6 protein-coding genes are annotated in these 6952 nt (G+C 71.7%); 1 reads left to right on the top strand and 5 read right to left on the bottom strand.

The features are described from left to right. From AC1DP0_RS15285 to AC1DP0_RS15305, 5 genes are all read right to left on the bottom strand, one after another. Nucleotides 1–198: hypothetical protein (locus tag AC1DP0_RS15285; protein WP_478085619.1), on the bottom strand; the 198-nt coding region annotated here is incomplete at its 3' end. Between the two features lie 157 nt (nt 199–355). Then, on the bottom strand, nt 356–2149 hold the full coding sequence (locus tag AC1DP0_RS15290; protein WP_478085621.1) for an LpqB family beta-propeller domain-containing protein: 1794 nt from the start codon (nt 2147–2149) through the stop codon (nt 356–358). After that, complete coding sequence (gene mtrB, locus AC1DP0_RS15295; protein WP_478085624.1) at nt 2146–3885, bottom strand: MtrAB system histidine kinase MtrB; 1740 nt, start codon at nt 3883–3885, stop codon at nt 2146–2148. The genes AC1DP0_RS15290 and mtrB overlap by 4 nt, the downstream gene beginning before the upstream one ends. A gap of 1 nt (nt 3886) precedes the next feature. Further along, nucleotides 3887–4564 carry an MtrAB system response regulator MtrA gene (mtrA, locus tag AC1DP0_RS15300; protein WP_478085629.1) on the bottom strand — a complete coding sequence of 226 codons (678 nt, stop codon included), beginning with the start codon at nt 4562–4564 and terminating at the stop codon, nt 3887–3889. A 131-nt stretch (nt 4565–4695) separates the two neighbouring features. After that, nucleotides 4696–5244 carry a hypothetical protein gene (locus AC1DP0_RS15305; protein ID WP_478085633.1) on the bottom strand — a complete coding sequence of 183 codons (549 nt, stop codon included), beginning with the start codon at nt 5242–5244 and terminating at the stop codon, nt 4696–4698. Nucleotides 5245–5410: 166 nt separating this feature from the next. Here AC1DP0_RS15305 and AC1DP0_RS15310 point away from each other — a divergent pair, with 166 nt between their 5' ends. Beyond that, nucleotides 5411–6922 carry a hypothetical protein gene (locus tag AC1DP0_RS15310; protein ID WP_478085635.1) on the top strand — a complete coding sequence of 504 codons (1512 nt, stop codon included), beginning with the start codon at nt 5411–5413 and terminating at the stop codon, nt 6920–6922. Nucleotides 6923–6952 lie beyond the last annotated feature (30 nt).

Consider the following 6952-nt stretch of genomic DNA (forward strand, 5'->3'; position numbering starts at 1 on the left):
CCCCAGCAACGCCCGATGGCAGCGCACGCACCAGTCGGCGCCGGGGCGAAGGCACCCACCGCACTCGCGGGGCAGGACGAGGTCGACGAGGTCGCTGCCCCTCAGCTGAGACAGGACCCGCCCGACGACGCTCCCGACGTCATGGCTCCTCCGCGGACCGGTCGGTCCGGTCGGTCCGGTCGCGCCTCGGCCAGCCACGGGACCAGCAGACCGCATCGCACGTGGAGACGTGAGACCGTCCGCAGGGTCTGGGGACGACGGCGTGTCTCAGCGGGGAGATGTGGACGCGCGCGGAGCGGGAACCGAGTGAACCGATGCCTCGCACCGACGCCCAGCCGGCCGATGGCGGCGGGGGTCAGCCTCCTGGCACGAGCACGTCGCTGCCCCGCTCGATCTGCGGCCAGTTGGATCCGGCCCGGGCCAGCACACGGTGGTCGCTCGTGACGATGAGGATGCCCCGGGGTCCGCCCACGGTGGTGATGCTCACGGCGCCCGGCACCGCGTTGAGCCGACCGATCCCCGGGCTGGTCCCGTCGACACCCGCACCGAGCGTGGCGAGCCACGGGCGCACAGCGTCGTTCGCGCCCACCTGGCCGAGGACGGCATAGTTCCCGGGGTCCAGCCACGTGACGTCCTGGATGCGGGAGAGCGACTGGGCCTGGCGCAGCGGCGGGGACAGGGTCTCCGGCTCGCTGTTCCTGGCCCGGACGATCCCGCTGAGGCCCAGCTGCGCGTCGCCTCCGGAGCGGTCCGTGGTCACGATGAGCACGCGCGCGGCGTCCGCCGAGACGGCCAGCGCCTTGACGCGGCGGTTGCCCAGCCAAGGTGTCTTGATCGGCCTCGGCGCGGACTTGGGGTCGCTCGAGACGGAGTCGAGGACGTAGACGTGGTCGTTGCCCCGGTCGTCGGTGCCGGCGATCCAGAGGTAGCCGTTGGCGTCGTACGTCGGTTGCGTCAGCGACGTGGCGAAGGGGGCGACCGACCGGGTCGCCTCCGTGGCCCGCCAGATCGACAGGTCCCGGCCGTCGGTCGACACGGCCGCAACCTGCTTGCCGTCGACGGAGAGCGCAAGGCTCCCCCACGTGTCGGGGACGCGGGCTATGTCCCCGTCCTGGGGTTTGAGGTCCGGTCGCTTCCCTGTCTGCGTGTCGGGGACGTAACGGGGGTCGAAGCGCCGGATGGCATCGCCGTCGCGCAGCAGGGCGGTGTCGAAGACCGAGTTGGCGGCGACGTCGTAGCCCAGGTCCGCCGCAGACTCCACCGACGTCACGCCACCTGGCAGCTCGAGCTGGGTGTTGTCGACTGCGAGCGACACCGAGCCGACCGAGGCGACCTGGCCCAGCGTCTTCGTCAGCTGTGCCCACATCGCCGCGCGCGCGGCGGGGTCGGCCGAGAGCGCCTCGCTGCTGAGGTTGACCAGGGCCCGGCCGGCGGTGACCGGGACGGCGTTGACCGCCAGACGCGTGCCAGACGGCACCCCGGTGGTGACGGCGCCCGCCAGGTGCGCGGGCACCGAGCTGAGCTGGGCACGAGCCAGGGTCGTGGCCAGACGGGTACCGATCGGGAACCAGCGCGGGTCGGGAACGAGATCCCGGTCGTTGGGGGCGACGTAGTAGATGAAGCGCTTGACGAAGACACGGTTGAACTGGTCGTTGTCGAGCCACAGCCCGAACCCGCCCGCAGGCAGCTGGACCCGCCACTCGCCGCCGACCTTGGTCAGGCCGAAGACGACCTTCTCGCGAGTCCCCGGCGGCTGCTCGATGTAGCGTCCGTCGGGCGTCAGCCGGGCCATGCCGGCCGCACTCACCTCGACGGTGTCCCCGGGGAGCTCCTTGACCGTGAGATCCCCGTTGTAGACCACGACGTCCTCGCTCGACCATCGCCAGAGATCCACCGACTGCGGCGCGAGGAACGATCGGCCGGTGGTACGGGTCTCGTCGATGTCCTCACCGGCGCGCAGGAACCCACGGATCACCGCCTCCTGGCTGGCACCGTCGATGGGTCCGACCGCCACGACCCGGACGGGCTCGTTCAGGACCTCGCCGAGGGCGCGTCCCTCGACGACCGGGCCGGTGCTCGGCAAGCCGCCGCAGGCGGCGAGCACCATGGACGCGACGAGGAGCAGCCCCGCGAAGCGGCGGCCTCTCACGGCGCGCGCTCCACGACGATTCGGCGCAGGCGCAGCGTGTCGTCGTCGGCGGGCTGGACCGGGCCGAATGGCTGGTCGGTGCCCGAGTCGTCGCCACCTGCACGCAGGCGGGCCGCCTCGGCAGCGAGCGGGCTGAGCGGCAGCGGCGAGCCGGTGATCGTCGCATCGGCCCGACGCGGCAGGGTGAGGCGGAAGCACGATCCCTCACCGCGCGCGCCCCAGGCCTCCAGGCGCCCGGCGTGCAGGCGCGCGTCCTCGAGCGCGATGGCGAGCCCGAGGCCCGTACCGCCGGTCGTCCGGGCTCGAGCCGGGTCGGCCCGCCAGAAGCGGGTGAAGACGAGGGCCGCCTCCCCGGGCCGGAGCCCGACCCCGTGGTCGCGCACCGTCACGGCGACCGCGTTGTCGTTGGAGCCGATCGTGATCTCGATCGGCTTGCCCTCGCCGTGCTCGATGGCGTTGGAGACCAGGTTGCGCAGGATGCGTTCGATCCGACGAGAGTCCATGTCGGCGACGACGGGGCTCGTGGGCGAGTTGACGACCAGCTGGGTGCCTTTGCGGGCGGCGAGGGTGCGGTGGGCGTCGACGGCGCGCTCGACACAGGCACGCAGGTCGCTGGCCTCGACCTCGAGCACCGCCGCGCCCGCGTCGAAGCGGGAGATCTCGAGCAGGTCGCTGAGGAGGGACTCGAAGCGGTCGAGCTCGCCGCGGAGCAGCTCGGCCGACCGCGCCACCGTGGGCTCGAAGTCACCGCGCGAGTCGTGGATGAGGTCGCCCGCCATCCGGATCGTCGTCAGCGGCGTGCGCAGCTCGTGCGACACGTCGGAGACGAAGCGTTGCTGGACGCGCGAGAGGTTCTCGAGCTGCGCGATCTGCTGCTGGATCGAGGCCGCCATGCCGTTGAAGGAGGTGCCGAGGCGGGCGAGGTCGTCCTCGCCCTTGGCCCGCATGCGCTCGTTGAGGTTGCCCTCGGCGAAGCGCTCGGCGACGGCAGCCGCACGCCGGACCGGGTCGGCGACGAGGCGCGTCACGACGAAGGCGATGGCACCGATGAGCAGGATGAGGGCTGCCCCACCGAAGAGGAATGTCTGCCCGATGAAGCTGATGATCTCGCGCTCGCGGTCCATCGGGTAGATGAAGTAGAGGCCGTAGTTGCCGGCGACCGGCAGCACCACCGTCTGGCCGACGATGACGGCGGAGATGCTGTCGCCGCCCTCGTCGATGGTCGCGACCTGGAGATGCTGGCGGTCGGGCTGTGCCGCGACCTGCTGGCGCAGCTCGTCAGGGATGAAGCGCACTCCGACGCTGCCACTCTCGATCGGCCCGACGATGAACGGCGACGGGTTGTTGTCGAACCGGGTCAGCACGACGTAGCGCGTCTCGTTGCCGGCGTCCCGCCGGTAGGACTTGATCAGTGTCGTGGCGAACTGCGTCAGCTTGTCCTGCGTGTCGGTCTGGTCGGTGGAGTCGAACTGGCCCTGCGCGTCGGTGGCGTCGCGCAGGCTGTCCTCCGCGGCGATGCGCTGGCGGCTGTCGACGAGGCCCTGCGCGATGGAGCCGTAGAGGTACGTGCCGACGGCGGTGAGCACGAGGATGCCGAGCAGCATCGTCACGATGACGACGCGGAAGCCGAGCGAGGCGCGCCACAGGTGCAGGACCCGTTGCCACACGCCGCGCAGCACCGAACCGGCCCGGGTGGCCAGGCCCGCGGGTCCGTTCCGGGCCGCGCGCTCCGTCATCTCAGGAGGGGCCCGCCTTGTAGCCGACCCCGCGCACGGTCACGACGATCTCGGGCCGCTCGGGGTCGTGCTCGATCTTCGAGCGCAGCCGTTGGACGTGGACGTTGACCAGTCGGGTGTCACCGGCGTGGCGGTAGCCCCAGACCTGCTCGAGCAGCACCTCACGGGTGAAGACCTGCCAGGGTTTGCGCGCCAGGGCGACGAGGAGGTCGAACTCGAGCGGCGTCAGCGAGAGGGACTCGCCGTTCCGCTTCACCGAGTGGCCCGCCACGTCGATCTCGAGGTCGCCGATGGACAGCCGCTCGGGGGCCGGCTCGTCACCACGACGGAGCCGGGCGCGGACGCGGGCGATGAGCTCCTGGGGCTTGAACGGCTTGACGACGTAGTCGTCGGCACCCGACTCGAGCCCGACGACGACGTCGACGGTGTCGGTGCGCGCCGTCAGCATCACGATCGGCACCCCGCTCTCGGCGCGGATCCGCCGGCACACCTCCATGCCGTCGAGACCGGGGAGCATGACGTCGAGCAGCACGAGGTCGGGCCGCGACTCACGGAAGGCGCCGAGCGCTTCTGAGCCGTCGGCCACGTGCGTGACGTCGAGCCCCTCGTTGCGCAGCACGATCCCGAGCATCTCGGCGAGTGCAAGATCGTCGTCGACGACCAGTACCCGACCCTTCACGACACACTCCTCCCCGGAACCGCGGATCCCGCGTCCCGTACGTCCTGACCAAATCATCACACACGCCTGACCGCTTGCTGACGCTCTGCGGTCCGCGCCGCGGGCTGCCGGAGGAGGTCAGCCGCGCGCTGTCAGCCCTGCGTGACGTACCACTTGCCGCCGATCCGGACGGCCTTGAAGTTGGCGACGACGTCGGCGGCMAGGGGCGGCTCGGTCGTGACGCTCTCGAACGAGGCGGTGTCGCCGTTGACGGTGGCGCCGGTGATCTTGAGGCCCTGGAAGGCGGCGCCGAGCTCCTTGATCTGGCCGAGCATGGGCGTGATCGTCTTGCCACACGTCGCAGCGGCACCGGGGATGCTCGAGATGGCCTTGCCCTTCGTGGCCATGAGCGCGCAGACCGAGTTGCCGTCACCGGCCACCATGGCGCCGAGCCACGACGTCATGGCAGCCTCGGGCGTGGACTGGTCGACCGGTCCCGCCGTCGCGCTGGCGGTGCCCGTGCCGGTGCCGGTGCCCGTCGGAGTGTCGCTGGGCGTGCCACCGGGGCTGGTCGCGCTCGAGCCGGCCGAGCCCGTGGCGCCGGCCGAAACGCTTGGCGACGTCTGGTCGACCGACTTCGAGCAGGCTGCGAGCGAGACGGACAGCGCCAGTGCCAGTGCACCGGTCAGGAGCTTCTTCATGACGGTCCTGCCAGACGGATGGTCGGTGGGTCCCCCGATCCTCGCACGGCGCGAACCCGGCGCGATCGCCGAGTCGCAGCTGCTGCGGGCGTGGCCCTCGTGCCCGTCTCATCGCAAAACCACCCAAAAGCCCCCGTGTTCGTGAGCCGGCGGGGATGATCGGCCGGTGACGACCGACACGCGGGGACTCGCCGCGCCCGCAGACAAGGACCAAGAGCCGAGCCCGGCCACCCCAGGAGTGGTGACCGATCAGGGCCCCGAGTCGCGGGAGCCGGGGACGCGGAGCAGCCGTCGTGGCCCGCTCCCCCTCCTGGTGCGTCAGGCGCTGCCCGGTCTCGTAGCACTGGTCGCAGTCGTCCAGCTCGCGCGACCGGTCGGCGACCCCGACACGTTCTGGCACCTCGCGGCCGGTGACTACCTGGGCCGGACCTGGACGTTCGACGGTCCCGACCCGTGGAGCACCATGTCGACGCAGCCGTGGCGGCTGCACGAGTGGCTCCCCGAGCTGCTCATGAGCGGGGTGCAGCAGCTGCTGGGCCTACCTGGCGTTGCGTGGCTGCTCCCGCTCGGCGGCGCCGCGATCGGGCTCACCCTCTGGCGAGCCACCCGGCCCCGCGCCTCGCTGCTGGCCTCGGCCGCCGTCACGTCCGTCGCGTTCGTCGCGATGAGCCAGAGCCTGTCGCTGCGGCCGCACCTGGTCTCCTTCGCCCTGGCCATCGCCTTCACCGCCGCGTGGCTGCGCTCGGCCCGGGACGGCCGCCCACGCTGGTGGCTCGTCCCCGTGTCCTGGCTTTGGACGTGCTCCCACGGCATGTGGTTCTTCGGCGTCGTCATCGGCGTCGTCGCGATCCTCGGCATCGCCCTGGACCGGGTGGTGGGCCGGCGCCAGTGGCTTCGCCTCGCGCTCGTGCCGCTGGCATCGCTCGCAGTCGCCGCCCTGACTCCCACCGGCCCGACGCTGCTCCTGTCACCGTTCGCCGTCAACGAGACGACGCAGTACATCGAGGAGTGGATGCCTCCGTCGCTGCACCAGCCGGGCTTCCTGGCGTTCCTCGCCCTCGCCGCAACGGTCGTCCTCATCTGGGCGCGGTCGCGCCGCCCGGTGCGTTGGACCGAGGTGCTGCTCGTCGGTCTCGCCATCGGCCTGGCCCTGCTCTACGCCCGCACCGTCGCGATGGGCGCCGCCGTCATCGCCCCGGTGGCCGCTGCCGCAATCCAGACCCTGCTGCCCTCGGAGCGCGAGCCGGTGACGAGGCTGGAGGTCAGCCTGACGCTCGGCCTGACCACCCTCGGCCTGCTCGTCGCCGCTCTGGTCCTCCCGGCGAAGGCCGCGGTGCCGACGTGGGGCGCAGGAGACCTCGACGCGCCCCTGTCCGCCCTCCCGGGTGGGACCGTCGTGTGCAACGACTACGGCGTCGGCGGCTGGCTCATCTGGGCCCATCCGAACGTGCGCCCAACCATCGACGGCCGGGTCGAGGTCTACGCCACCGGCCACGTCAAGGAGCACATCGACTTCGAGCGTGCCGCTCCCGGCTGGCAGTCCTACCTGACCAGCACCCACTGCACCTACGCGCTGCTCACCAAGGACCAGCCAGTCGTCGAGGCCCTCACGGACCGAGCGCACTGGACGGTGGTCCGGCGCGGCAGCCAGTACGTCCTGCTCCGCGCGCCGCTCTGAGGGTCAGGCGGCCCAGTCCCGAGGCGAACG

Source organism: Terrabacter sp. P5_B1, assembly GCF_056400505.1.

Coding starts and splice junctions, on each gene's coding strand:
- mtrB (WP_478085624.1), bottom strand. CDS start 3,885: ATGACGGAGCGCGCGGCCCGGAACGGACCCGCGGGCCTGGCCACCCGG.